General features: G+C 39.1%; 23 protein-coding genes, 12 tRNA genes and 3 rRNA genes. 6 read left to right on the top strand and 32 right to left on the bottom strand.

The features are described 5' to 3' along the window. Window positions 1–12: 12 nt before the first annotated feature. The 11 genes from G6O73_RS01350 to G6O73_RS01300 form a co-directional block, all read right to left on the bottom strand. Window positions 13–228, bottom strand: a complete 216-nt coding sequence (locus G6O73_RS01350) for a hypothetical protein (protein ID WP_057886734.1) — start codon at window positions 226–228, stop codon at window positions 13–15. A gap of 4 nt (window positions 229–232) precedes the next feature. Further along, the gene (locus G6O73_RS01345; protein ID WP_057886733.1) at window positions 233–685 is read right to left on the bottom strand and encodes a class I SAM-dependent methyltransferase; all 453 of its coding nucleotides are present in this window, start codon (window positions 683–685) and stop codon (window positions 233–235) included. Further along, entirely contained in the window at window positions 682–1,092 is a 411-nt protein-coding gene (locus G6O73_RS01340; protein WP_057886732.1) for a RusA family crossover junction endodeoxyribonuclease, read from the bottom strand. The genes G6O73_RS01345 and G6O73_RS01340 overlap by 4 nt, the downstream gene beginning before the upstream one ends. Window positions 1,093–1,328: 236 nt before the next feature. Beyond that, window positions 1,329–3,572 (bottom strand): AAA family ATPase, encoded by a 2,244-nt coding sequence (locus G6O73_RS01335; RefSeq protein WP_057886731.1) that lies wholly within the window; start codon window positions 3,570–3,572, stop codon window positions 1,329–1,331. Then, entirely contained in the window at window positions 3,572–3,865 is a 294-nt protein-coding gene (locus tag G6O73_RS01330; RefSeq protein WP_057886730.1) for a hypothetical protein, read from the bottom strand. Before G6O73_RS01330 ends, G6O73_RS01335 begins: the two co-directional genes overlap by 1 nt. Window positions 3,866–3,952: 87 nt before the next feature. Beyond that, complete coding sequence (locus G6O73_RS01325; protein WP_057886928.1) at window positions 3,953–5,548, bottom strand: DEAD/DEAH box helicase; 1,596 nt, start codon at window positions 5,546–5,548, stop codon at window positions 3,953–3,955. A gap of 15 nt (window positions 5,549–5,563) precedes the next feature. Next, a complete protein-coding gene (locus tag G6O73_RS01320; RefSeq protein WP_057886729.1) occupies window positions 5,564–6,139 on the bottom strand; it encodes a hypothetical protein in 576 nt (191 codons plus the stop codon). Window positions 6,140–6,159: 20 nt separating this feature from the next. Further along, complete coding sequence (locus tag G6O73_RS01315; RefSeq protein WP_057886728.1) at window positions 6,160–7,218, bottom strand: ATP-binding protein; 1,059 nt, start codon at window positions 7,216–7,218, stop codon at window positions 6,160–6,162. Further along, the gene (locus G6O73_RS01310; protein ID WP_057886727.1) at window positions 7,219–8,520 is read right to left on the bottom strand and encodes an AAA family ATPase; all 1,302 of its coding nucleotides are present in this window, start codon (window positions 8,518–8,520) and stop codon (window positions 7,219–7,221) included. It abuts the gene before it with no gap. A gap of 2 nt (window positions 8,521–8,522) precedes the next feature. Next, window positions 8,523–8,684, bottom strand: a complete 162-nt coding sequence (locus G6O73_RS01305) for a hypothetical protein (RefSeq protein WP_157056716.1) — start codon at window positions 8,682–8,684, stop codon at window positions 8,523–8,525. Window positions 8,685–8,981: 297 nt separating this feature from the next. Beyond that, entirely contained in the window at window positions 8,982–9,302 is a 321-nt protein-coding gene (locus tag G6O73_RS01300; protein WP_057886927.1) for a DUF771 domain-containing protein, read from the bottom strand. Between the two features lie 69 nt (window positions 9,303–9,371). On the opposite strand from G6O73_RS01300, the gene G6O73_RS01295 reads away from it, so the two are divergent. Then, window positions 9,372–9,650, top strand: a complete 279-nt coding sequence (locus G6O73_RS01295) for a hypothetical protein (RefSeq protein WP_057886725.1) — start codon at window positions 9,372–9,374, stop codon at window positions 9,648–9,650. On the opposite strand, the gene G6O73_RS01290 is transcribed toward G6O73_RS01295, so the two are convergent. Further along, window positions 9,651–9,788, bottom strand: a complete 138-nt coding sequence (locus G6O73_RS01290; RefSeq protein WP_157056715.1) for a hypothetical protein — start codon at window positions 9,786–9,788, stop codon at window positions 9,651–9,653. A 67-nt stretch (window positions 9,789–9,855) separates the two neighbouring features. Here G6O73_RS01290 and G6O73_RS01285 point away from each other — a divergent pair, with 67 nt between their 5' ends. Beyond that, window positions 9,856–10,377, top strand: coding sequence for a hypothetical protein (locus tag G6O73_RS01285; protein WP_057886724.1), 522 nt, complete (start codon window positions 9,856–9,858; stop codon window positions 10,375–10,377). A 162-nt stretch (window positions 10,378–10,539) separates the two neighbouring features. Here the strand turns inward: G6O73_RS01285 and G6O73_RS12930 are convergent, their stop codons facing one another. From G6O73_RS12930 to G6O73_RS01275, 3 genes are read right to left on the bottom strand one after another with little or no spacing between them, the layout of a single operon-like run. Then, entirely contained in the window at window positions 10,540–10,668 is a 129-nt protein-coding gene (locus G6O73_RS12930) for a hypothetical protein (protein WP_268871661.1), read from the bottom strand. A 15-nt stretch (window positions 10,669–10,683) separates the two neighbouring features. Next, a complete protein-coding gene (locus tag G6O73_RS01280; RefSeq protein ID WP_057886723.1) occupies window positions 10,684–11,310 on the bottom strand; it encodes a BRO-N domain-containing protein in 627 nt (208 codons plus the stop codon). A 12-nt stretch (window positions 11,311–11,322) separates the two neighbouring features. Then, on the bottom strand, window positions 11,323–11,565 hold the full coding sequence (locus tag G6O73_RS01275) for a helix-turn-helix transcriptional regulator (RefSeq protein ID WP_057886722.1): 243 nt from the start codon (window positions 11,563–11,565) through the stop codon (window positions 11,323–11,325). Window positions 11,566–11,718: 153 nt separating this feature from the next. Here G6O73_RS01275 and G6O73_RS01270 point away from each other — a divergent pair, with 153 nt between their 5' ends. The 4 genes from G6O73_RS01270 to G6O73_RS01255 all read left to right on the top strand — a co-directional run bounded on the left by G6O73_RS01270 (window position 11,719) and on the right by G6O73_RS01255 (window position 15,323). After that, window positions 11,719–12,345, top strand: coding sequence for a LexA family protein (locus G6O73_RS01270; protein ID WP_057886721.1), 627 nt, complete (start codon window positions 11,719–11,721; stop codon window positions 12,343–12,345). 115 nt (window positions 12,346–12,460) lie between these two features. After that, window positions 12,461–13,531, top strand: a complete 1,071-nt coding sequence (locus G6O73_RS01265) for a restriction endonuclease (protein ID WP_057886720.1) — start codon at window positions 12,461–12,463, stop codon at window positions 13,529–13,531. Window positions 13,532–13,550: 19 nt separating this feature from the next. Then, window positions 13,551–14,090, top strand: a complete 540-nt coding sequence (locus tag G6O73_RS01260) for a hypothetical protein (RefSeq protein WP_057886719.1) — start codon at window positions 13,551–13,553, stop codon at window positions 14,088–14,090. Window positions 14,091–14,195: 105 nt separating this feature from the next. Next, entirely contained in the window at window positions 14,196–15,323 is a 1,128-nt protein-coding gene (locus tag G6O73_RS01255) for a tyrosine-type recombinase/integrase (RefSeq protein WP_057886718.1), read from the top strand. Between the two features lie 62 nt (window positions 15,324–15,385). Here G6O73_RS01255 and G6O73_RS01250 read toward each other — a convergent pair. From G6O73_RS01250 to G6O73_RS01170, 17 genes are all read right to left on the bottom strand, one after another. Then, window positions 15,386–15,470 (bottom strand) — tRNA-Leu (locus G6O73_RS01250). Window positions 15,471–15,519: 49 nt separating this feature from the next. Continuing rightward, a tRNA-Cys gene (locus tag G6O73_RS01245) sits at window positions 15,520–15,590 on the bottom strand. Between the two features lie 22 nt (window positions 15,591–15,612). Then, window positions 15,613–15,684: transfer RNA gene (locus G6O73_RS01240), tRNA-Gln, on the bottom strand. Between the two features lie 6 nt (window positions 15,685–15,690). After that, window positions 15,691–15,763: transfer RNA gene (locus tag G6O73_RS01235), tRNA-His, on the bottom strand. A gap of 5 nt (window positions 15,764–15,768) precedes the next feature. Continuing rightward, a tRNA-Trp gene (locus G6O73_RS01230) sits at window positions 15,769–15,842 on the bottom strand. 4 nt (window positions 15,843–15,846) lie between these two features. Continuing rightward, a tRNA-Tyr gene (locus tag G6O73_RS01225) sits at window positions 15,847–15,929 on the bottom strand. 4 nt (window positions 15,930–15,933) lie between these two features. Continuing rightward, window positions 15,934–16,006 (bottom strand) — tRNA-Phe (locus tag G6O73_RS01220). 17 nt (window positions 16,007–16,023) lie between these two features. Continuing rightward, window positions 16,024–16,097 (bottom strand) — tRNA-Asp (locus G6O73_RS01215). Window positions 16,098–16,105: 8 nt separating this feature from the next. Beyond that, window positions 16,106–16,178 (bottom strand) — tRNA-Val (locus tag G6O73_RS01210). A 4-nt stretch (window positions 16,179–16,182) separates the two neighbouring features. Continuing rightward, window positions 16,183–16,254, bottom strand: a tRNA-Glu gene (locus G6O73_RS01205). Between the two features lie 9 nt (window positions 16,255–16,263). Next, a tRNA-Ser gene (locus tag G6O73_RS01200) sits at window positions 16,264–16,355 on the bottom strand. A gap of 11 nt (window positions 16,356–16,366) precedes the next feature. Further along, window positions 16,367–16,439 (bottom strand) — tRNA-Asn (locus tag G6O73_RS01195). 10 nt (window positions 16,440–16,449) lie between these two features. Next, a 5S ribosomal RNA gene (rrf, locus tag G6O73_RS01190) occupies window positions 16,450–16,566 on the bottom strand. A 79-nt stretch (window positions 16,567–16,645) separates the two neighbouring features. Further along, window positions 16,646–19,562 (bottom strand): 23S ribosomal RNA (locus G6O73_RS01185). A gap of 188 nt (window positions 19,563–19,750) precedes the next feature. Then, window positions 19,751–21,310, bottom strand: a 16S ribosomal RNA gene (locus tag G6O73_RS01180). Together the 16S, 23S and 5S rRNA genes with 12 tRNA genes alongside form the textbook arrangement of a ribosomal RNA operon. Before the next feature lie 1,392 nt (window positions 21,311–22,702). Then, complete coding sequence (locus tag G6O73_RS01175) at window positions 22,703–22,864, bottom strand: hypothetical protein (RefSeq protein WP_157056633.1); 162 nt, start codon at window positions 22,862–22,864, stop codon at window positions 22,703–22,705. Between the two features lie 308 nt (window positions 22,865–23,172). Further along, window positions 23,173–25,302, bottom strand: coding sequence for an LTA synthase family protein (locus G6O73_RS01170; RefSeq protein WP_083478421.1), 2,130 nt, complete (start codon window positions 25,300–25,302; stop codon window positions 23,173–23,175). Window positions 25,303–25,354 lie beyond the last annotated feature (52 nt).

Genomic DNA, 25,354 nt, shown 5'->3' with positions numbered 1-25,354 from the left:
CTCCCAACATTTTCATTTCTGTTTTTTCCAGTACGATTCTTCATAATTCATCAGCGATACACAAAACCCAACTACTACAGGATGGCTATTATATTTTTGCTCTAAATGGCCAAGTGACCCCACTAACCAATGCCAGTATTCATTTGATGAAATCGGATATTTTTGCATTATTTGATTTGAAGCTTGCATCCACTTTTTAATATCCATAAACACGTTATCCCAATTCATTCAATCACTCCTTTAAAAATACTGACCATTTTGTTTTTGACCTTTTGTCTCCTAAAATAGGACGTTGACCAAAAACTTTTAGAACTTCTGAAAACTTGATTTGGTCATCATTCCATTTAAAAATCAGCACACCATTAAGTTTTAATACTCGTCGGCATTCATCAAAACCAGCTTTTAATTCAGGCTGCCAATCCTTAGGTAGCACTCCGTACTTTTCAGCAAGCCAACTTGTTTTGCCTGCATGAATTAGATGCGGCGGGTCAAAAACTACCAAATCGAAAGTTTCATCATCAAGTGGGATATGTTTCCAATCCGCTTGAATATCTGGGTTAACATCAATTACGTGGCCAGATTCTAGGTGATGGTAATATTTTCGAATATCCATATATGTTGTGTGCGGTTCATGTTTCTCGTACCAAAACATTTTTGAGCCACAACAAACGTCTAATATTTTCATCTCACTTCCTCTATTCTGATAAATATTCCCGGAATCTTTGCCCAGAACTTTTCTGCAATCAGGCTAACCACATATCTGTCATCTTTCCAAAATCCTAATTTAGTCAGGCAGTCTTGAACTAGCTTAGTCATGTTGTCCAAATCCGGCTTTGTATCTTTGTACTCACCATCAACATGTTTTCCTTGAAGCGGGAAACAATACTTAATTGTCATCCGAACCTTACCAAGCATTTTTTGATCAGGAACATATTGCCCAAACATATCCATATACAGTTGACGAGTATTTCTTAATTCTGCTGGCTCATAAAAATGTGGCTTACCTTTTACAACAGCCACCTGTTTTTCCTGATGCGTGACTGTCGGTATTTTTTTCATTGGTACAAAAAACTGAATTACTTTTTCTGTCATTTCCACCACTCTTTACTTTATTAATTTTATCTATTACGTTTTAATTTTTCATTTTATTTCATTGTCCGTTTCAGTCTGTTGTCATAGCTACTCTCCTGAGGAGAGCTATGACAAGACAGACGGACAGCGGTGTGACAGGCTTTTTGGGTTGTCACAGCTAGTGAATAGCTAAATAGCCCTTCACGAACAAACTAAGTTGTCACAGCCAGTGAATAGCTAATAGCTATGACACTTTTTTATTTATCATTATTATTAATTTTTTCTATCATCCCACCATCTGCACTAAACTTTTTGCTCTTTTTGATCCTGTTATAAACAGCTCTTTTTGACACCTCTAGATAATCTGCAATTTTATTTACTTCAATCGCTCCGCCATCCATGCTCAAAATATTGAATGCTTCTTCAAGCTCCTGTTGTGATTTTTCGCTTTTGGACTGATTGGCTTTTTGTGTTCCTTTTTTCCATTTCGTTTTCTGATCATCATCGATTTTGATGTCCTGCAAACTGTCGTCCAAAACGTGAATTGGATATTGGAACCATGCATTGACTGGATCAAATTTTGGAAACTCACGCAGTGTTCCGGACAATCTCCAAGCGGTTGCCTGACGGATTGCAGTAACTGCTGCATTTTTTTGTTCGTTTATTTGCTTTAAAATCTGCTTTGAATTTGGCAATCCAGTTAATGCAGCTAATAAGTGATGTGACATCTGTTTCAGGCTAAACGTGTCATCAAGCGGAATTTCATAATTCGAATTAAAGTGCTTGATAGCTGACTGATACACGCTACAAATTGCTTCATTTTCGCGCTGATCATATCGCGGCTCATCAACAGGCAATTCGATCAAATCCAAAATTGCATCCGGGTCACGAGCAAACACTCCAGACCCAGAAGAGCGGTCCATTGAAGCTTTTCCACCCTGAGATCCCTTTGAATGATGATGTGCATAGATGACTGAACACTTTAATTCCGTAGCGATTAAATCAAACTGATTAACAAACAATGACATATCATGAGCATTGTTTTCATCACCTGTTAAAACTTTGTAAATTGGGTCAATGATGACTGCTTTGTACTCTGCTTTTTCTGCTCTACGAATCAGTTTCGGTGCTAACTTATCCATTGGACTGGTTTTCCCACGTAAGTTCCAAACATCAATGTTATCTACGTGATCATGACCCCGACCTAACGTATTGTAGATTTCGACAAAACGTTTTTTAGCTGAACGCTCGTCTAGCTCTAAGTTGACATATAAAACTCGGCCACGTTGGCACTGAAAGTTGAACCATTTCCACCCCTCTGCTATGGCAATTGCTAACTGAATTAACGCGAATGACTTTCCGGCCTTACTAGGTCCAGCAATTAGCATCTTGTGCCCCTGCCGCAAAACTCCACTAATCAATTCTGGTGCTAAGATGATCGGCTTATCGAACAAATCAGACATATTTTCCATTTCTGGTAGATTGTCGTTCATGTCCTCAATATAATCTTTCCAATCATCCCAACTTTCTTGGCCAAGATTCGTAGCGATTAAAAATTGTTTCTTTTCCCCACGTTCAAAACCTGGTAGCCTAGTAAGCCTTGCTGGGTTCTTGTTTTGCTTGTCAACTCGCAAACCGTTCTTTTCAAGAATCTTGTAAAGGTGATCTACTCGTTCCTGATATTGCGGTAAGTTGACTGCATCAACTTTAACTACCGCATGTAAGCTGCGACTGCCTGAATAAGTCAACGTTGCAATTGGTAATTCCAGTTTTCGTAATAATTCGTTTTGCTTTTCTAATTCCATCGAATCACTTTCAACTAAAACAAAACGATAATCTGTAACATTATTGTTTTTAGTACCTTTACCATCCAACGGATTAACACATATCCATGCACCTGCTCTTTTCTCTGGGTCACCCATTACTGCACCAATATCTCCATTGGACTTTTGCAGTTTTTCGATAATAGTCCCAGCTGTCTGAGTATACACACCGTTGCCTGGCTTCCATTTATCATTGTTTTCGTCATACCAAGCATCGTTAACGAATCTGATTACTTCGCCCATATCGAACAATGATTTTAAATAATTAATAATCTGTTCTGCTGGGTTCCAATTAGTCGGCTCTTGTATCGCTCGACCACCTATATAATCAGGGTCAATAATTTTGTAATCTTTATCAATCGAGGTCACAAAACTGTCATTCCAGCCAATAAACTCGTTGCCATCTGGATTGCTTCCATGTGGCTGCCAGCCGTTATTTTTTGCCATCTGTGTGATTGTCGCACCCGTTACTGGCGTATTAGTACCCTTGAAAGTATTCCATTTGCGCTCACATTCACCTTCGTGATATCGACCTGGATCACTTCGACTCCAACTATCCCAATCATCAACTGAATAGCCCTCATGTTTTAAAGCCATTCCTACATCGCACCACTCCTGGTAGCTAAGCATTGACGGACTGATTGCAGCTAGTGGGTCCAATAAATTGAACTTTTCCATTAGTAATACACCCTTTTCTTAAACACTGACTGATTTGCTTCGTCGAAGTGTGGCATACTACCTCTCTTTTGACTAGCTTCTAAATCAAAGTGATTTTTAGACTTTAACCAATTAGGCTGTTTATCCGGCTTGACTCCAATTGTTTTTTTATGAACAATCCATTTTGTTTTCGTGTTGCAGTCTAAAATCACTACTGTACTTTTATAAATTTCTGTAATTACCGCTTTTTCATGGAGAATCCCATGGACATCTTTAACATTAACTAAATGATTTCCTTTTTTGATCCGTTTCATTTCGGTCACTCTTTCAAAAGAATATTTAGTTTGGCCAAACTATGCCACAGCATGGAATCGAACCATGCTGATGTCACCAGACTGTGGTTATACTGTCATTAATTCTTGTGGCTTGTACTCGGTTGGCTTAATGCCCTGAGGTGTGCGCCAACCATTTGCTGCAATTCTGTTAATCATCTTGCTAGCACTTTCAAACTGCCAAGTTCCAACATGCTGGAAACCTCGACCCTCTAAAAATCGAATCTGCTTAGGCGTTGTTAAGCCGCCTTGACGTCTCATTGATAATCTGGTTAATAAAACATCAGCTTTCCCGGCATTATCAATTTCATCTGGCATGATACCCATTTTTTCGAGTGCTTTTTTCTGCTTATCACTTGGCGGAGCCATTTCCCAGCCGAAACTTGGAACATAACTTGAAAGGTCCTCGTCTTGGATTGACATTTCAAACTGTAATGGATCAACTAGCTTACGTTTTCTACGTTTCATCTCAGCCAATTGTTTAGCTAGCGATTCCTCACGTTCCGCAACAACATCTTCTGCAGCTTCCTTTTCGGCTTCCTCAATATCGATTGGTGCAGTAGAATCCTGAATGTTTTCAGTCATTTTTTTAGCAACTTCATCATTTTTGGTAATCAAATGTGCTGGGTGGCAAAGGTCTAAGCGTTCAGTGTGCCATAGAAAATCAAGTAGTAATAATTCTGTTTTTCCTGGTGCTAAGCGAGTCCCACGACCAACCATCTGACTGTAAAGACCGCGTACCTTTGTCGGCCTTAAAACGATAATGCAGTCAACTGATGGACAATCCCAACCTTCTGTTAGCAACATTGAATTACACAAAACGTTGTACTTCCCAGACTCAAAATCAGCTAGTACTTGCTTTCTGTCATCAGATTCACCATTAACTTCTGCTGCTTTAAATCCATGCTGATTTAAAATTTCAGTGAACTTTTTTGATGTTTTGACAAGCGGTAAAAACACAACTGTCTTGCGATTCATACAATTTTTAACCATTTCGTCTGCTATCTGCTCTAGGTATGGATCTAACGCAGTACCTAATTCTTTAGTGCTGAAATCTCCGGCTTGCTGTTTAACTCCAGAAATATCAAGTTTTAGTGGAATAGTCAGTGCTTTAATTGGCGTTAAATACCCATCTTTGATAGCTGCCGGCAAACTGTATTCATATGCCAGACTTTGAAAATACTCGCCAAGATTGCGTTGGTCGCCACGATCTGCTGTAGCAGTTACGCCTAACACTTTTGCATCTTTGAAGTAATTCAATACTCGTTGATATCCGTCTGAAATACAGTGATGTGCTTCATCAACTACAATTGTGTCAAAATAATCAGTTGCAAATTGCTTAAGTCGTTTTGACCTCTGCAGTGTTTGGACGGACCCGACTACTACACGATAAAAACTGCCTAAGCTAGTCTGTTCAGCTTTTTCAGTTGCAGTTTTCAAGCCTGTCGCTTTGGCTAATTTATCTGAAGCCTGTTCTAGTAATTCTCCTCGATGCGCTAAGACAAGTACACGTTCACCTGCTCTAACACAATCTTCAATAATTTTGGCGAATACAATCGTCTTACCCGTTCCCGTTGGAAGAACTAACAAGGTTTTTTTATGCCCTTTTTTCCATTCTGATTCAACTTTTTCACGTGATTCTTCTTGATACGGTCTTAATTCGATTGTTCTCACTCCCTTTTAAAATGCTCCTGGTTGAAATCCACCTTGCTGTTGCCCTTGTGGTTGTTGTGGTTGGGTCCATTGCTGCTGTTGTTGCTGTGCTAGCTGTTGTGGTGCTTGCTGATTGAAGTTTGATTGTTGTTGGACTACACCAGCATTAGCAGCAGGTTTTAAAAATTCTTTAATGCGGTTATTCTGTTTTTTGTTGCCGTCTTTGTCTGTGTAGTTATTCACTTCTAATTTTGCTCGGCCGTTTGCGCCGATTACTTGATTCCACTTTGGTTGAAATGGCTGTCCAATTTCTTGAACTTGCCCAATTGAATTAAAAAATTGTGTTAATTTCCAGGTGAATTTTTTCATCAAATAAAGCCGTTCTTTAATAGTCGTTTTTCCTTTTTCACCGCCATTAACTTCGCATGTCACTTCTGCATACGGTGCACCATTAGGAATTTTGTCAGATTGTCCAGAATAGATTTTGCGTTCCAAATTTGTCACTTGAAATGGATAGTTGCCTTCTGGTAGTAATGTAAACTCACTTTCTTCGGCTACCCAGCCTTCATCCCAGTTTAAAAACTCATTTTCATTGTTGTTCATTTACCAATTCCTCCTAATTTTTATTTTCTTAATGTGTTTTGGATAAATCCTAGAGTGTTATTCCAATTAGTTGCTAAGTAATTCCACAAATCGTCAGGAATATTTTTTAGTGGTGTGTCTGCTGGCATGAATCCGCCTTTGTAGATAGTTTGAGTAATTTCATTAACAGTCACATGATTAATCTTCATCAAGTCAGCAACACTTTGCGGAATTACATCAGGAATATCTTCTGCAAATTCTGGTGCTGGATCTGGTTGTGGAATTGGATCCAGTTGTTCTGGTGGAACTGGCCCTACTTCTTGATCAGCAGCTTTAGCTTGTGAAATTGCTGGTTTAACCGGCTCACTGATTGATGTGGCTGGAGTAGTTGCTTTCATAAATGCCTGCGCAATTTGTGAATAATCAAAAGGTAATTCATCTGGTAGACCTAAACGATTTTTTGCATCCCATGTTGGTCGGTGTGTTGTATACATTACACGTTGACCTCCCTGTGCTTTTTTACTGCTTGTCTTTTCATCAGTAATAATCAGTGTTTTGTAATTAGCAAACAATACCATGTCAGCCCACTCCTTAACGAGTGGCGCTGTTTTCTTTTCGAGCTTTAATTCGTATCGATCATAAGCACCCATTTCGTCAGGTTCTTCTTTTTTTCGCAGCCAAGCATGTGCAGTGATTACAACATTGATTCCAACTTCAATTACTTCACTCAGCTTATTAAGCAAACCCCCAATTTCTCCGGCTAATGCAACATATCTAGCTCCATATCCAGTTGCGTCAATTGCGTTCCAACCGTTTTTTTGCATCAAATGTTGTTTGCATAATTCTTCGGCCCAATCCATCGTATCGATTACTAATGTCTTACACGGACGATTTGTTTTAACATATTCAACTTGCTGTAGCAGCATTTCCCAGCTGGTGGGTTTGTCGAAACGTTTAACATTCAGATACAGAGTTGAGTCTTCTGTGTCTATAAATAATGGATCTGGGAATTGACTGGCAAATGTCGTTTTACCAATGCCTTCCACTCCGTACAAAACACACTTTTGAGGTTTGGGTACAATTCCACTCGTGATATTCATTTAAAATGCTCCTTTCCCAGCCCATGATGATTCTGGTTTAGGCTGCTTAATTGTTTGTTCTTGCCTTTTAACATAACCATCATCAATAATTATTGAACACTCTCTGCCAGTCGAAACTCTTGTAGCAATTGCTTGAAGGCCTTCCTGTTCAAGCCACTTTCCAAATTCTGTTAATGTAACCATGTCCATCTGTTCTAATTTATCTAAGAGTATGAATCCGCAATCTGGTTTCAGCTGACGAACAATCGCAGTTGACACTTTTAGCTGGTCCGAACCGCTCATGTTGTCCCATTTTTGACCGTTGTAAGTTAGTTCCCCATCTTCAACGGACAACCCCGGTAAAGGTAGCTTTGCGTTATTTAACAATGCAGCTTTATCTTTTCTAACTTGATTAATTTGTTCGGTTAGTTTGTCGTACTGATTAGCGTACTGTTTTGCATCATCTTCGGCTTTATCTTTATCGAGATTAGCCCGAACTTTGCGGTTGATTTCGTCAATATGAGATAAGTTTGCTTCAAGTTCTGCTGTCGATTCATCATGCAGAATTGATGTATCTTTTTGAGCTACTTGTAAATCTGCTTCTGTCTTAGCATGTTTGGCTTGTAGCTGTGCTAGTTGTTCCTGAAGCTGTTTAATTTGCTGATTTTCAAGTTCAAATTGTCCTTGAATTTCTTTAACCTGCTGGCGTTTTCGAGCATTTTCACCATTCTTAGCCAAAATTGTTTGTTGCTGCTTGATTAACTCGCTAACATCAACTAACTGCTTTGGCGCGTCTGGAAAATAAGGCTGTTCTTTAGCGTACTTACCTTTTTGGTCAGCTATCTGTCCAATAGTGTGGCGTTGATTATAGATTTCCTGTTCTTTCTGTTCTAGTTGATACAACTGGTCACCAACACCGATTATTCGCAGCAATATTTTTGCTTTTTCTTTATTCGTTGACTCCATAAACTTTGGCAAGTTGATAGCTAACTCTTCAACAAAATCGTTTAGTAATTGTTGGCCACCCTTTTCACCATTCGGATCAATTACTTTTAAGCTTGAATTCTTACCAGTACGTTCAACGATTAAGCCGTTATTCATCACAATGTGTAATCTAGGTGGGATTGCTGACCCTTCGCGTTCTGCCTTTGACGGTTTGTACTTATTTCCACCCAATGCCCAAGCAATTGCATCAAGTACGCTTGACTTCCCTTGGTTATTATTTCCGCCTACGATAGTTAATCCATTTTGGCTAGGCTCAATTTTGACTGCCTTAACGCGTTTAACATTTTCGATTTCTAATTTATTAATTTTGACTGACAATTTCACTCACCTTCTTCTAAAAAGCTTACATTTTTAGCAAATTGTTCTAAGTGATGATGATCTTTAAGGCTTGCTGCTTCTAAAGCCAATATAGTGTTCAATGTTTTTAACTCTTCAGTTGTTTTCATTCTTAAAACCGTTCCTACTGTAATTTGTTTTTTCATGCTTTTAATCCTTTCTGTGGTATAATTTTTGTAAGAAATATTTGTAATGAAGCCCATTGCCGTAGGCTTCTATTTTTTTAATCAGCCAACACCTAGCAATTCTTGACCCAATACGTTCAATTGCATCTGCCACCTTTCCGACCAACCACAAACTAACGATTAAGCCGCCTATAAAAACAATCGCTGGGAAAAAATAGTGTGTGAAACCATAGAAACCCAATCATTTTCGCTCATGCCTCCCCACATAACAGCCGATGAAATAGACGATAATCAGCGTTACAAACCAGTCTGCAAACGTCATATTTTCGCCTCCCAATCAATTCGGTTACGATTTTTCTCCATCCACTCGCAAGCAGGCTTGGCGAAAATAATATTTGCCTTTCCTCGTCCACCACGAATCAGCCAGCCACCGTGGTAGTAATCAATCTCATCAAGAAACTTGTCTAAAATGAAAGTCGTAACCCAGCCGCTGTCTTTGCCACCACAGCAAGCTTTGCGGAATTGGTCAGTTGACCACGTTATGCCATCAAGCCTAGTTAGTAGTCGCTCATCAGTAAGTTTGTTGACTTGCTGTTCTACAAGTTCGGCAATTGCATTTTCATTTATCAATGTGGGCATATTTACATCCCCTTTCATAAAATTTTTGGTATATAATTTAATTAATCCAACATAATCGAGGTGAAACACATGGATAAGCCTTATATTATTTCTTATGATTTAGACAATCCTGGTCAAAAATACGATCAGGTTGAAAAAATCATTAAATCTTTTGGTGGCGCATATATCAAAATTCAAGGATCTGTTTGGCTGGTAAGAAATAGTCTGTCCCCAGAAGATATGTGTACTAAATTGGAACAAGCACTTGATAAAAATGATTGTTTGTTTGTCTGCGAATTAGTTAAAAATTACCAAGGATTAGCCACAGATGATCAATGGAAGTTTATTCGAGAAAACATCTTTTCTTAACTAATAAGGGTTAGGAATGTTTCTTTGACTTTTTTTATTATCTGAGGGTTTAAATATTTTTTTGTGCTCCTTGCTACCACCAATAGCTTGGAGCACGTTTTTAATTTCCTCTGTATTGCCTTCAATAGTTAATTTCATTTAATTCCCCCCTTTCTATTTAATCCCTCACCTACTGCAAATATTTGATATAATCATCTCGAAGGAGGTGATTAAAATAACTTATTTTGTAAAATATTGGTTACCCGCTTTACCATCTTTAGTAGCCTTCATAACTCTGGTCTATTCAATTAAGCATCAAAATAAAATTGACAAAGACACAAATGAACGCATTGAAAGAACACAAGCTTCAAGAGTCTCAGCCTGGGAAGATTTTGAAGACCACGAAGAAAAAATAATAGTGAGAAATGGAAATGATTCTCCAATATACAATTTGTTTGTCTTTATGTGCCGCAACATCGATAAATCAGATATCGATTCATTAATTGAAAAGTTAAATTCAGATGGCAATCTTGGTAAATTCCAAGAAACATTTCCACCCGGCAAAAAAACGTTTCATCTTATAGATAGTCATGCTATGGGGAACGATCATTACTTACCCGCTATTTTATTTACCGATTCGCAAAATATTAGTTGGTTTCGTCATGCGAACGGTTATCTCGAAAAGCTTTCAAATTACAACTATTTAGATAGGATTCAGAAGCAAGGATTTGTTATGAGACACGTTTAGTAGAAGAACTCTATTAATGTTCCAATTATAAAAATGGCTAAAGTTGACATTAAAAGATAATAACTAATATCTTTATCTCTGCTAAACATTTTTGTAAAAGAGAATGCTAAATAAAAATTCCCAACTACTAACAAAGTCACAACAAACAATTCGAAAGAAGTTCTAACCATATTTGTTAACACTTTCTACAAGTTCTGCAATGGCTGCCACCATTTCAGGGCTTGTTTTTGTTTCTTTTTCAGACAAAACGTCGACTATAAAATCACTGATTGCTTTATCCAACTTTTCCATTTGTATCACTCTTCCTTATTCCGTAACTAGTTGCTTATCCGAGTTGTAAATTGTCTGACTGATTGAAATATTCAATCCGTACTTATCTCGTAAAGCCATCAAATTTACTACATCCTCTAAAACATGCTCACGTTCAGCTAGCATCTGTGGTGTCATTTCACCCTTTTTAATCATTTTCTTAAAGCCAAACTTAGTTGATACTGCTTTATTTGTAATCGTGTTTGCTTTCATAAAATTTAGTCGCACTGGATGTGATAATGATTGATTAAGTTGATTCATCATTTTTCGTTGATGATCCTTATCAAGTGTTCGGAAAATCTCAAAGCCCTCTAGTCCTGATTGAGTACGCAATGTTTTGATTACGTTGAAGACCCAGCGTTTAAATTGTTTTGCTTGTGGCATTTTTGAATTAAAAATCAAATCATAAATTCCAAACTCAGAAATTACTACTCTATTTGGATTTCCTTTAATACCGTCGTGAATCGCTACGGTATTCTTATCTTCTTCATCAACATGTGCTTTGATTGCATCTCTGCTATTGATATATTCCAAAGCGTCAGTAACATCTTTGCCGATAGCAAACCATTCATTGTTCAATTCAATGAATCTTATTTGATGCCCATTCCAAACTTCTGTTTTCATATTTTGTTCCTCCTATTCTGTGACTTTGCTACGATTTAATCGTAATTGACGACAAAAAATAATATCGTCGTAACTTATATTGAATACTTTTTCAATCACTCTGAGCTTCTTTTCATCAGGTGAAGTGATCCCACGTTCATAGTTTCTCCACGTTTCAAGCCCCACACCAATAGCTTCAGCCGCTTCTTTTTGGCTTAGCCCATAAGTTGCACGTAGGCCTCTTAAAGTTACTTTGAAATGTTTTTGAATTTCCATTTGTTTTCCACCTCCTCTTTGCATTTTCAATATTAATACGATTAAATCGTAAAGTCAATAACAAAATACGAAAAAAACATATTTTTTTGTTGATTTTCTATTTACTTTTTACGGAACAGCCGTATAATATATGTAGAAAGTGAGGTGAAAATGATGAGCGATTTAGGAAATAAAAGGGTTCTATCTGATAATATTAAAAGGTTTATGAAACAGCACGGAACCGAGAGATCAAAAATGGCTGCTGATTTAAACGTTAAATATACAACCTTAACTGATTGGATAAACGGAAATTCCTATCCAAGGATTGGTAGTATTGAAAAAATGGCAGATTATTTTAACGTTGAAAAATCTGATTTAATTGAGAGAAAACCTGATAATGTCATACCAATTACTAAAACGGTTAAGATCCCACTGCTAGGCGAAATTGCTTGTGGTGATCCAATTTTAGCTGAGGAAAATATTGAAGAATATATAGATGAACCGGTTAATTATCTACCCAGCGGAAAATGCTTCTACTTAAAGGCTAAAGGTGATTCAATGAAACCTACTATCCCAAGCGGGTCAAAAGTTCTAATCCGTCAACAGCCAGATGTAGAAGATGATGAGATAGCAGCTGTTCTGATGACTGAAACAAATGAAGCCACGCTAAAGAGAATTAAGCGGTCAAATGGGACGATGTTCTTAATGCCGGATAATCCAGAGTTCACACCAATTATTGTTGGCAAAGATAACCCAGTTAGAATATTAGGAAAAGCGTTTAGAGTGGTTACTGATTTATAGCAAAAAAATAAGCCTCAGCTTGAGCGAGTGGAGGTCGATAAGCTAAGGTTTATGATGTGTCCGAGTTAATTATATATCAAACTCGGATATTTTTATATATGAGGAAGTGATTGCTATGAAGAAAATATTAAAGAAACTTTTTTTCTGGGTTCTTACAGTTGTTTTTTCAATATTACTGATATTTTCTTTTATACTATATATAGCTAAGCCTAAAGAACCTTATCCACTTTTCTTCTTAATAATTTTTTTCACTGGTCTAATTTTTTGTTTAAAACAATTGGGCTTCCGTATAACTGAAACCTCACAAAAATATTATGATAAAATTAGATTAAGAGTTTTTTCATCTCGTCTAAAGAATAATATGAAAGAACTAATTTCTAAGCAAAACAAAAGAGCGGACATATTAACCGGAATAGCTGAAAAGCATGAAAAACATATTCTGATTTCTGAATTGCTGATAGTTCTTAAATATAGATCCGTAGTTCTAAAAAAAGACTTGCTTATTATGGATAAGAACAAAACTCTCAGTGAAATTAAAAGGCAAAACAAAGAAGTGCTAGAAGATGTAAATTTGGATAGAGAGAAGGCCCACAAATTAGATGAAAAAATCATTTTAAAGAAATCTGAATTAAAAGAATTAAACAACAATATCTGTTTGTCAAAGGAAAAATACAGGCTTGAACAAATTGAAATGAGAAACACTATCGATTCTCTTAATAAAGAAATCAATAACAAGGAAAGACACATTAGCAACCTTGAACAAATTTTTATCGATATGGATCTATCTAGCATCAAAGAAATGAATGGATTAGAATTTGAATACTACATAGCACGCCTGTTAAGTTTTGCTGGATACAGTAATATAAAAAGAACGCAAGATTCTAACGATCAAGGACTTGATGTCATTGCTGAAAAAAATAATTTAAAATACGGAATCCAATGCAAATTATATTCCACACCTGTTGGCAATAGTGCAGTTCAACAGGCAATCGCCGGAACACAATATTATGGTCTAGATAGAGCAGTTGTTATTACTAACAGCACTTTTACTGATTCTGCAATAACATTAGCTTTAAAAACAAATGTCTCACTAATTAACAATTATGGGCTGTATGAAATAATCAAAAAGGCTGTTTTTCAATATGAATACGTTCCATATAAATATAAACAAATTGAAATAATTTAAGGAAAAGGAGCAAAATAAAATGGAAGATAAAAAGTTTTGGAAGGGAGATCCTGCTGGCGGATTTGCTAGTGGCTTAATGGTTGGTATTGTTGTTGGAATAATTAACATTTTATTTCTTCATTGGTGGCATATAGGAATTATTGCGTTTATAGGTGTTTGGCTATTTCAAGGCACACAGCCACAATTTAAAGGACGTGCTGATAAAAGAGACAAAGAAAATGCTAAGTATAAAGATGCTGAAGAATTTGTTCACAATTTGCCGGATAACACAAAGAACAATTCGGTTTCAAAACCAAAACTGCAGTCTCAACCAATTATTAATAATATAGAACAGCCAAAAGAAAAATACTCTCGTCACGCTCCGAAGTGTCCGAAATGCAAGTCACATAACATCCAAATACTAGATAATCGAAGAAAAGCTTTTTCTCTAGGAAAGGCGGCTGTTGGTGGCGTTTTATATGGTGGAATTGGAACAATTGCAGGATTTGCTGGTAAACGCGGAAAAAAATACGATGCCGTATGTATGAAGTGTGGTAAAAAATTCAAGATCAAGTTGTAAAAAAACACATCCCCACTCGCCAAAGTTTGAGATGTGCCCGTCAAATAAATAACTAAGGGCTTTTACACCCTATTTATATATTAAATTAAGAAGGAGGCTTTTACAATGGCAAGTTTTAGGAAACTTAAGTCTGGTTGGAAAGTTACAATTTCACAACGTGATAATAATGGAAAATTGCAACAAACATCAAAAAGTGGTTTCTTAACCAAATCGGAAGCGCGGTTATATGCTGCTAAAATTGAAGCAAAAAAGTCAGGCGTTATTTCCGCTAAAAAGGATATTGAACTTTCAAAATATTTTGATTATTGGTATAAAACGTATAAGGAAAACAAAGTAACAGAATCTACGCTTCGGCATTATGTGCTTACCAGCAAAATTATAAAAAAATACTTTGGAATTAAAAGGATTCAAAAAATAACCCGTGAAGATTATCAATCTTTTTTGAATTGGTATGGAGCTAATCATGCTAAAGAAACAATTGCAAAAATAAATGGTTATGTTCGTGCTTGTGCAAAAAATGCAATTTTAGATGATATTATTACAAAAGATTTCACTCAAAGGACTGAGCTTAAGTTTAATCAGCAGAATTCTATGAAGGTTGAATATCTAAATGTTAAAGAAATAAATATGCTAATAAATGCAGCTAAATATAAGCTGGATACGAGATACACTAGCCGCTATATGATTCTAACTGCCATCTATACAGGAATGCGCCTAGGAGAAATAATGGCTTTAACTTGGGAAGATATTGATTTTAAACACAAGACAATTTCGATAAATAAATCTTATGATTATCACAGTCACAAGACTAAGACAACAAAGACAACAAGTTCAAATAGAACTATTAGTGTAAATAATGATTTACTCAACTGCTTATCACAGCTGAAGAAAAATGGAATGGACAATGTATTTCGCAACAATCAAAACACTGTCCCTAGTTCCAATGCTGTTAATAAAAAACTTAGAGAGCTATTTAAACAGTGCAATATAAAAAAGGAAGGCTTTCATTTTCATTCACTACGTCACTCTCATGTTGCTTACTTGCTATTTAAAGGTATTGATCTATATGCAATTAGCAAACGTCTTGGTCATTCAAATATGATGATTACAGCAAAAAAATATGCCTATCTCATTGATGAGTATAAAGCTCGTAATGACAATAAGATAGAACATTTAATGGACAACTTAGGACAACAGCAAGACAACAAAGTTATATTTTATAACGGCTTTTAACCATTTATAAAAAAATAAACGCTGATAAATCAACGTTTACGTCTTCTAAATATTAATAAAAATACCGGTGATCGGGGTCGAACCGATACGTCCTCAACGGACACTGGATTTTGAGTCCAGCGCGTCTGCCAATTCCGCCACACCGGCATGATGTTTAAATTGTAGCATAAAGATGGTAAAAATACTACCTTTTAAAAGGCGGTAACCGGATTTGAACCGGTGATGAAGGTTTTGCAGACCTCTGCCTTACCACTTGGCTATACCGCCAGCTAAAATTAAACTTCATCAACTGGGTTAGCTGGATTCGAACCAGCGCATGAGGGAGTCAAAGTCCCTTGCCTTACCACTTGGCTATAACCCAATAACAGGCGATAGGTGGGAATCGAACCCACGCGTGCCGGAGCCACAATCCGGTGCGTTAACCACTTCGCCACTATCGCCATAATGGCAGGGGTAGTAGGAATTGAACCCACACTGACGGTTTTGGAGACCGTAGTTCTACCTTTAAACTATACCCCTACAATGGAAGGGAGTGGATTCGAACCACCGAACCCGAAGGAGCGGATTTACAGTCCGCCGCGTTTAGCCAGACTTCGCTACCCTTCCATAATGGCGCGGGACAGAATCGAACTGCCGACACATGGAGCTTCAATCCATTGCTCTACCGACTGAGCTACCGAGCCATAAAATTAATAATTAGCGGTTCTAGCCGGATTTGAACCGGCGATCTCCTGCGTGACAGGCAGGCGTGATAAACCCCTACACCATAGAACCACAACTCATGGAGGATACAGGGCTCGAACCTGTGACCCTCTGCTTGTAAGGCAGACGCTCTCCCAACTGAGCTAATCCTCCAAAATGACCCGTACGGGATTTGAACCCATGTTACCGCCGTGAAAGGGCGGTGTCTTAACCACTTGACCAACGGGTCATCCTGCTACGGAGAGTAAGGGATTCGAACCCTTGAAACAGGTCAACACCCGTTTACATGATTTCCAATCATGCTCCTTCGGCCAACTCGGACAACTCTCCAGCAACAATAACTCCGGCAGGCGGGCTCGAACCGTCGACAACCTGATTAACAGTCAGGTGCTCTACCAACTGAGCTATGCCGGAATATTAGAAAGCACGGCAACTTCCTACCCTCACAGGGGGCGATCCCCCAACTACTATCGGCGTTAAGAAGCTTAACTTCTGTGTTCGGCATGGGAACAGGTGTATCCTTCTTGCTATCGCCACCGCACTCTTCTTTTGAGAAAATCTTGTTCTCTCAAAACCAGCTAATATCTTTCTCTTTTTCCCTCGAACTCCGTTCTTCTTCTTTGGTTAAGTCTTCGGTTTATTAGTACTGGTCCGCTCCATTCATCACTGAACTTCCACTTCCAGCCTATCTACCTGATCTTCTCTCAGGAACCTTATTTCTCTAAAGAATGGGAAATCTTATCTTGAGGTGAGTTTCGCACTTAGATGCTTTCAGCGTTTATCTCATCCACACTTAGCTACCCAGCTATGCTCTTGGCAGAACAACTGGTACACCAGCGGTGTGTCCATCCCGGTCCTCTCGTACTAAGGACAGCTCCTCTCAAATTTCCTACGCCCGCGACGGATAGGGACCGAACTGTCTCACGACGTTCTGAACCCAGCTCGCGTACCGCTTTAATGGGCGAACAGCCCAACCCTTGGGACCGACTACAGCCCCAGGATGCGATGAGCCGACATCGAGGTGCCAAACCTCCCCGTCGATGTGGACTCTTGGGGGAGATAAGCCTGTTATCCCCAGGGTAGCTTTTATCCGTTGAGCGATGGCCCTTCCATTCGGAACCACCGGATCACTAAGCCCGACTTTCGTCCCTGCTCGACTTGTCTGTCTCGCAGTCAAGCTCCCTTGTGCCTTTACACTCTGCGAATGATTTCCAACCATTCTGAGGGAACCTTTGGGCGCCTCCGTTACCTTTTAGGAGGCGACCGCCCCAGTCAAACTGCCCACCTGACACTGTCTCCCGCCAAGTTTATTGGCGAGGGTTAGAGTGTTCATACAACGAGGGTAGTATCCCACCAATGCCTCTGCCGAAACTAGCGTTCCGGCTTCTATGGCTCCTACCTATCCTGTACAAGTTGTACAAACACCCAATATCAAGCTACAGTAAAGCTCCATGGGGTCTTTCCGTCCTGTCGCGGGTAACCCGCATCTTCACGGGTATTATAATTTCACCGAGTCTCTCGTCGAGACAGTGCCCAGATCGTTACGCCTTTCGTGCGGGTCGGAACTTACCCGACAAGGAATTTCGCTACCTTAGGACCGTTATAGTTACGGCCGCCGTTTACTGGGGCTTCAATTCTGAGCTTCGCCGAAGCTAACCCATCCTCTTAACCTTCCAGCACCGGGCAGGCGTCAGCCCCTATACGTCATCTTACGATTTTGCAGAAACCTGTGTTTTTGATAAACAGTCGCCTGGGCCTTTTCACTGCGGCTGAGCTTACGCTCAGCACCCCTTCTCCCGAAGTTACGGGGTCATTTTGCCGAGTTCCTTAACGAGAGTTCTCTCGCTCACCTGAGGATTCTCTCCTCGACTACCTGTGTCGGTTTGCGGTACGGGCAGCTTTGATCTCACTAGAAGCTTTTCTCGGCAGTGTGACATCAGCACCTTCACTACTTAAATTTCGCTATTCATCACAACTTGTCCTTATGTCAGCAAGCATTTTACTCACTAACAGACTTGTTGCTTGAACACACCTCCAACAGTGTGCGTGCTTAGCCTCCTGCGTCCCTCCATTGCTCAAACAATCATTGCTGGTACAGGAATCTCAACCTGTTATCCATCGCCTACGCCTTGCGGCCTCAGCTTAGGTCCCGACTAACCCTGGGTGGACGAGCCTTCCCCAGGAAACCTTAGTCATTCGGTGGACAGGATTCTCACCTGTCTTGCGCTACTCATACCGGCATTCTCACTTCTAAGCGCTCCACTGGTCCTTACGATCCAGCTTCTCCGCCCTTAGAACGCTCTCCTACCACGCAACCTTACGGTTGCATCCACAATTTCGGTAATATGTTTAGCCCCGGTACATTTTCGGCGCAGGATCACTCGACTAGTGAGCTATTACGCACTCTTTAAATGGTGGCTGCTTCTGAGCCAACATCCTAGTTGTCTGTGCAATTCCACATCCTTTTCCACTTAACATATATTTAGGGACCTTAATTGGTGGTCTGGGCTGTTTCCCTTTCGACTACGGATCTTATCACTCGCAGTCTGACTCCCGAAGATAAATATATGGCATTCGGAGTTTATCTGAATTCAGTAACCCAAGACGGGCCCCTAGTTCAAACAGTGCTCTACCTCCATTATCCTAACTTCGAGGCTAGCCCTAAAGCTATTTCGGAGAGAACCAGCTATCTCCAAGTTCGTTTGGAATTTCTCCGCTACCCACATCTCATCTCAGCATTTTTCAACATACACGAGTTCGGTCCTCCAGTGCGTTTTACCACACCTTCAACCTGGACATGGGTAGGTCACCTGGTTTCGGGTCTACGTCTGCATACTAATTCGCCCTCTTCAGACTCGCTTTCGCTACGGCTCCGTCATTTACGACTTAACCTTGCATACAAACGTAACTCGCCGGTTCATTCTACAAAAGGCACGCTATCACCCGTTAACGGGCTCTAACTACTTGTAGGCACATGGTTTCAGGAACTATTTCACTCCCCTTCCGGGGTGCTTTTCACCTTTCCCTCACGGTACTGGTTCACTATCGGTCACTAGGTAGTATTTAGCCTTGGGAGATGGTCCTCCCGGATTCCGACGGAATTTCACGTGTTCCGCCGTACTCAGGATCCTGAACTGAGGGAAAACGATTTTGTCTACGGGGCTCTCACCTTATTTTGCTGACCTTCCCAGATCATTCGACTATCGTTTTCTTTGTTAACTCAAATGTTCAGTCCTACAACCCTAGAAAGCAAGCTTTCTAGTTTGGGCTCTTCCCGCTTCGCTCGCCGCTACTGGGGGAATCGAGTTTTCTTTATCTTCCTGCAGGTACTTAGATGTTTCAGTTCCCTGCGTTTGCTTCTAACTAGTCTATGTATTCAACTAGCAGTAATAGCTCATTACAGCTATTGGGTTGCCCCATTCGGAAATCTCCGGATCACAGCTTACTTACAGCTCCCCGGAGCATATCGGTGTTAGTCCCGTCCTTCATCAGCTCCTAGTGCCAAGGCATCCACCATGCGCCCTTATTAACTTAACCTTGTTTTACCTGCGGTAAAACGGTTATGAGTTTGCGTCAAGAACTTCTTGTTCAAAACTCTTTTAATACGCGGTGTTCTCGGTTTAATAAAAAAGATATTATCTGGTTTTCAAAGAACAAGTTTGAGAGTAAACCTCTCAAAACTAAACAAAGTTTCGTGCTTGTGCAGGTTCCGTTTCTATCCTTAGAAAGGAGGTGATCCAGCCGCAGGTTCTCCTACGGCTACCTTGTTACGACTTCACCCCAATCATCTGTCCCACCTTAGACGGCTGGCTCCTATTGGTTACCCCACCGGCTTTGGGTGTTACAAACTCTCATGGTGTGACGGGCGGTGTGTACAAGGCCCGGGAACGTATTCACCGCGGCATGCTGATCCGCGATTACTAGCGATTCCGACTTCATGCAGGCGAGTTGCAGCCTGCAATCCGAACTGAGAACGACTTTCAGAGATTAGCTTAACCTCGCGGTCTAGCGACTCGTTGTATCGTCCATTGTAGCACGTGTGTAGCCCAGGTCATAAGGGGCATGATGATTTGACGTCATCCCCACCTTCCTCCGGTTTGTCACCGGCAGTCTTGCCAGAGTGCCCAACTTAATGCTGGCAACTGACAATAAGGGTTGCGCTCGTTGCGGGACTTAACCCAACATCTCACGACACGAGCTGACGACAACCATGCACCACCTGTCATCCTGTCCCCGAAGGGAACACCTAATCTCTTAGGCTATCAGAAGATGTCAAGACCTGGTAAGGTTCTTCGCGTTGCTTCGAATTAAACCACATGCTCCACCGCTTGTGCGGGCCCCCGTCAATTCCTTTGAGTTTCAACCTTGCAGTCGTACTCCCCAGGCGGAATGCTTAATGCGTTTGCTGCGGCACTGAAGGGCGGAAACCCTCCAACACTTAGCATTCATCGTTTACAGCGTGGACTACCAGGGTATCTAATCCTGTTTGCTACCCACGCTTTCGAACCTCAGCGTCAGTTACAGACCAGAGAGCCGCTTTCGCCACTGGTGTTCTTCCATATATCTACGCATTTCACCGCTACACATGGAGTTCCACTCTCCTCTTCTGCACTCAAGTCTCCCAGTTTCCAATGCACGACTTCGGTTAAGCCGAAGGCTTTCACATCAGACTTAAAAGACCGCCTGCGTTCCCTTTACGCCCAATAAATCCGGACAACGCTTGCCACCTACGTATTACCGCGGCTGCTGGCACGTAGTTAGCCGTGGCTTTCTGGCCAGATACCGTCACTGCACGAACAGTTACTCTCGCACACGTTCTTCTCTGACAACAGAGTTTTACGATCCGAAAACCTTCTTCACTCACGCGGCGTTGCTCCATCAGACTTTCGTCCATTGTGGAAGATTCCCTACTGCTGCCTCCCGTAGGAGTTTGGGCCGTGTCTCAGTCCCAATGTGGCCGATCAACCTCTCAGTTCGGCTACGTATCATTGCCTTGGTAAGCCATTACCTTACCAACTAGCTAATACGCCGCGGGTCCATCCCAAAGTGATAGCCGAAACCATCTTTGACACAGAAACCATGTGGTTTCTGTGGTTATGCGGTATTAGCATCTGTTTCCAAATGTTATCCCCCGCTTTGGGGCAGGTTACCCACGTGTTACTCACCCGTTCGCCACTCAGTTGTTTAAGTCGGTGCAAGCACCAGTTAAAACAGCTTCGTTCGACTTGCATGTATTAGGCACGCCGCCAGCGTTCGTCCTGAGCCAGGATCAAACTCTCATTTTAAAGTTTGTGACTCATTTTTATTACTAGCGAATTGACTTCGCAAATTTTGTCCTTGCTTTCGCAAGGCCCTGCACATTTGCTTTATCGAAACTTTGTTCAGTTTTCAAAGGTCTACTTAAATTCAACAACCATTTCATTATATCTTGTAGCAGGCTGTTTGTCAAGAGAAATTTAATTAGTTAATTACGTTTACTTGATTAACTTTCGTAACTCAACGACATTTAATATAATACCAACATTATTATACAAGGTCAAGTCTTTTTTTAATTCATTTGAATTTATTTTTTGTTTCCTAATTTACAAGCTAAATGCAACAAAAGAAATACACAAATAGGTCATCGAAGGCCGCAATTAAAGTGAGAAAAACCTAAAGAAAGTAAATCTCCATGATCCACTCTAAAAAACACTGCTAAACGTTATCAACAAATCTCACCTGAAGAAAAAGAAAGGATCGAAGCATGTTGAAAAGTTACCGGCAGACATCACATTATATGCTTAATTAGTTGAAATCGCAGTACCTTTTTTATGATATCAAGCGTAGCACTATTCATTAACATAATTTTGATTATTAATTTTTAAAGCAGCAGTTTGCCGAAAACATTCAGACTCTTTGTAATAAAAAAAGGTAAAAACAATATTTTAAAGATTTAGAAAACCTTACTGACTCCTTTTCAAGTTGTTTAAATCGTCACTCAAGCGTCGGCTATGCATTGAGAGTGTTACTATCTTTTAAAAAGCCACACCTTTTTCAAGCACCAGACTTTATCAACAATTGAGAGAGTTCTTTAGTAGCGGGGAAAACTCAAATCAATGAATCAGCACTGATAACTTCGACTAAAAGACAAATGCGTTTCTAAATTATAGTGAAGATTCCAAGTTACCTTGCCGACATTTGTTTAAATGAACTCCTAGCCACTTATATAAATTTTCCAACTATTTCAAAAAAATCTTTTTGATAATTGTTCTAAGTTCAAACCCTTAGATCAAGTTCAAGGTTGTGAGATCTGCTTTACCCATTCTTATTCAGCATGACAACGTCGTAGTTGTGAAAATGTTCTTAGTCGAAGGTATCTTTCTCAAACGCCAATCACTATCTACATAAAATAGCAAAGATTCACGATACAATGAATCTTCAATACCGCTGTTAAATTCATTAAGGACACACCAGTAAGTTAGCTCATACATACTCCGCGGTTGTTACACTTGAAATGGTAATTCATATAAGTTCACCGATACTGCTACATAAATCCATCTTTTACTAGCCTCTTTCATCAATGCTATCAAACTATTCATTAATTGCAGTAAGCCATCTTTTGAATTGTTTTATTTCATGGCTTTATACGATCAAAAGCATTGCACCAGCTTTATCTACAGCAAATGAAAACCAGACGCTTAAAAATAGTGAATCAAAACTTGTGTCTTTTGATTGAGTGTTAATTTCAATGCTATCGTGATGAATTTCAAAACACGTGATCCAGCAATGTTATTTTTAATGTAATACCGCAATCCTAACTGACTAGTTGACACTGAACGACCACATCTGAATTTTGTCATAAACTGATGATCAATTTTCTCTGGGTTACCATGCACTACCACCTCTACTATGATATCTTCAAATAATACATCTTACACTTTTTCCTAACTCTATTTATTTTCCAATTTTATTCGTCATTTCAGTACTTCGTTTTAGTCTTCTTAAAATTCCATTTTACTGCAGACCATTTAGTCTTGACTATACCGTTTACAAAAAATTCACCTAGTATTGAACTTTATACCATATGAAACAAAAAAAGGTTAACCATTCTTCAAAACGGCTAACCTTTTACTCAAAATATATTAATTTTCATCTAAAAGTAACTAAATTACTTCAATTCAGGTGCATCAGTCTCAAATAAATCGACGGTTGATTTTCCATTGTTTTTATCTTGCAAACTAGTTTTCTTTTTTTGTTGTGCCACCTTAAGCTGTTTCATTGTTTCATTGTACTTATAATTATAATCACTTCGGGTAACCTTTTTAAAACCACTTGGTGTATAGAAACGTAACAAGTCCCCAGTAATGATTTTATCTGACAGGGACAAAACTTTGTCGGTTCGATTCTGCATTGTATCCACTTGCTGCTTTTCAGAACCCGACAAATTCGTAACCTGTTGCCCTTGGTTATTATATACCTTGCTTCCAACCTTACTATATGTCGGCGAAACAAAATCTCCATCTCTAAAGGCAACCGTCTGATTACGGTTGTTTGCCAAAAGATCTTGACCTAATTGTATATAGTCGTCATCCTTGAGACCCATCAAATCCATCAAAGTTGGCATAACATCAATTTCGCCGCCATAGGTATGATTAACTCCACCCTTAAGTCCGTTCAAATGAATCATAAAGGGAACTTTCTGGAACATCGCTAAATCATAACTAGAAACAGACTTTTTATTCAAAAGCTGTGCAATTGCCTTTTTATGATTATTTGAAATACCGTAGTGATCCCCATAAACCACAATCATTGAGTTATCATACAGTCCAGACTTCTTCAAATATTGAATAAACTCACCAAAAGCCTGGTCTAAGTAATGAGCTGTTTGAACATAGCCATCAACTGTTTGATCACCCGTTTTAGTTTTAGGTATGCTTTGATTTATCTTATCCAATTCATATGGATAGTGATTAGTTAATGTAATAATTTTAGCATAAAATGGCTGAGGCAACTGTTGTAAATATTGGACAGCCTGTTTAAGAAAGATCTTATCTTTCAGTCCATAACCAATACTGTAATTGGTTTTTTCCTTATAGAAATCTTCATCAAAAAAGTATTGATATCCCCATGATTTATACGTATTATCACGATTCCAAAAACTTCCAACATCCCCATGAAAAGCAGCCGTTGAATAACCATTTTGATCCAAAATAGCGGGTAAGGCTTGAAAAGTATTCGATGTACCATATTCAGTCATAACTGAACCAGTAGGTAATCCAAAAAGCGAATTTTCTAACATAGTTTCTGCGTCAGAAGTCTTGCCTTGACCAACTTGATTAAAGAAATTATCAAAAGATAACGTATTCTGATCATGATAAAACTTGTTAATATTCGGTGTTACTTCTTGACCATCAACTTTATAATCAATCAAAAACTGTTGAAAACTTTCTAAATGAAAAATAAAAACATTCTTGCCTTTTGCTTTACCGTAATAACTTATATTATCACCAACACGGTTTTTCTTTAAGAAAGAAAGAACGCTATTTAAATCATTGCTACTAGCGTTAGCTCTAGTAGAGTTTTGTCGATAATTTTGATAAGCATTATAACCAGCGTAAAAATTTATTCCTAGATATTTGACAATATAATTATTGTCAAACGTTCTAGTCAATAATTGTGGGCGATCCTTGTCTGCAACTGTTAAATTCAATCCAAACAGGGCAACCGCCAACAAGCTTACAGTAATTGAATTAAGTAACTTTCCTTTACGCTTGTCAACTTTAATAACCTTAAAAAGCAACAACAATACCAAAATTAGAATATCTACAAACGCCATAAAATCAGTAGGATGAATAATTTCCATAATGCTCAGGCCTAGATGATTCGAAACGGAACTTGATGACTTAATGATTCCTATTGACAGGAAATCAGAAAACTCCCGATAATACAAAATGTTAGCGAACAACCAAAGTGAACTCAACAAATCAATTATCAAGAGAATCCAATAAAACTTTTTACCTCGAAAATAAAGAGCAATGCCTAACAGTAACAATGCCACTGGAATTGGATTAAAAAACAAAATAATTTTTTGAGCTGTATCACTCAAACCCAAGTTAAACTTAGTCAAATAGATAAAATATGTCTTTATCCAAAACAAAAATAGTGTTAATAGAAAGAATCCTGTCCTAGTATTCAAACTATTCTTCCAATTTTTGGAAGAACTATCGTGATTGTCCCCATTATTTTCCCCGACAGTTCTATTCCGCAAAGCTCTTAATGGCTTCAAAATCGAACTCATCTAACATCCTCCAATTACATATCTTTGATTATTTATTATAACTAATTTTAAA

The sequence above is a fragment of the Liquorilactobacillus nagelii DSM 13675 genome (assembly GCF_019444005.1).
Taxonomy (GTDB): domain Bacteria; phylum Bacillota; class Bacilli; order Lactobacillales; family Lactobacillaceae; genus Liquorilactobacillus; species Liquorilactobacillus nagelii.
Note: the sequence above shows the minus strand (reverse complement) of the source record. Positions and strands in the feature narration are given on the sequence as shown.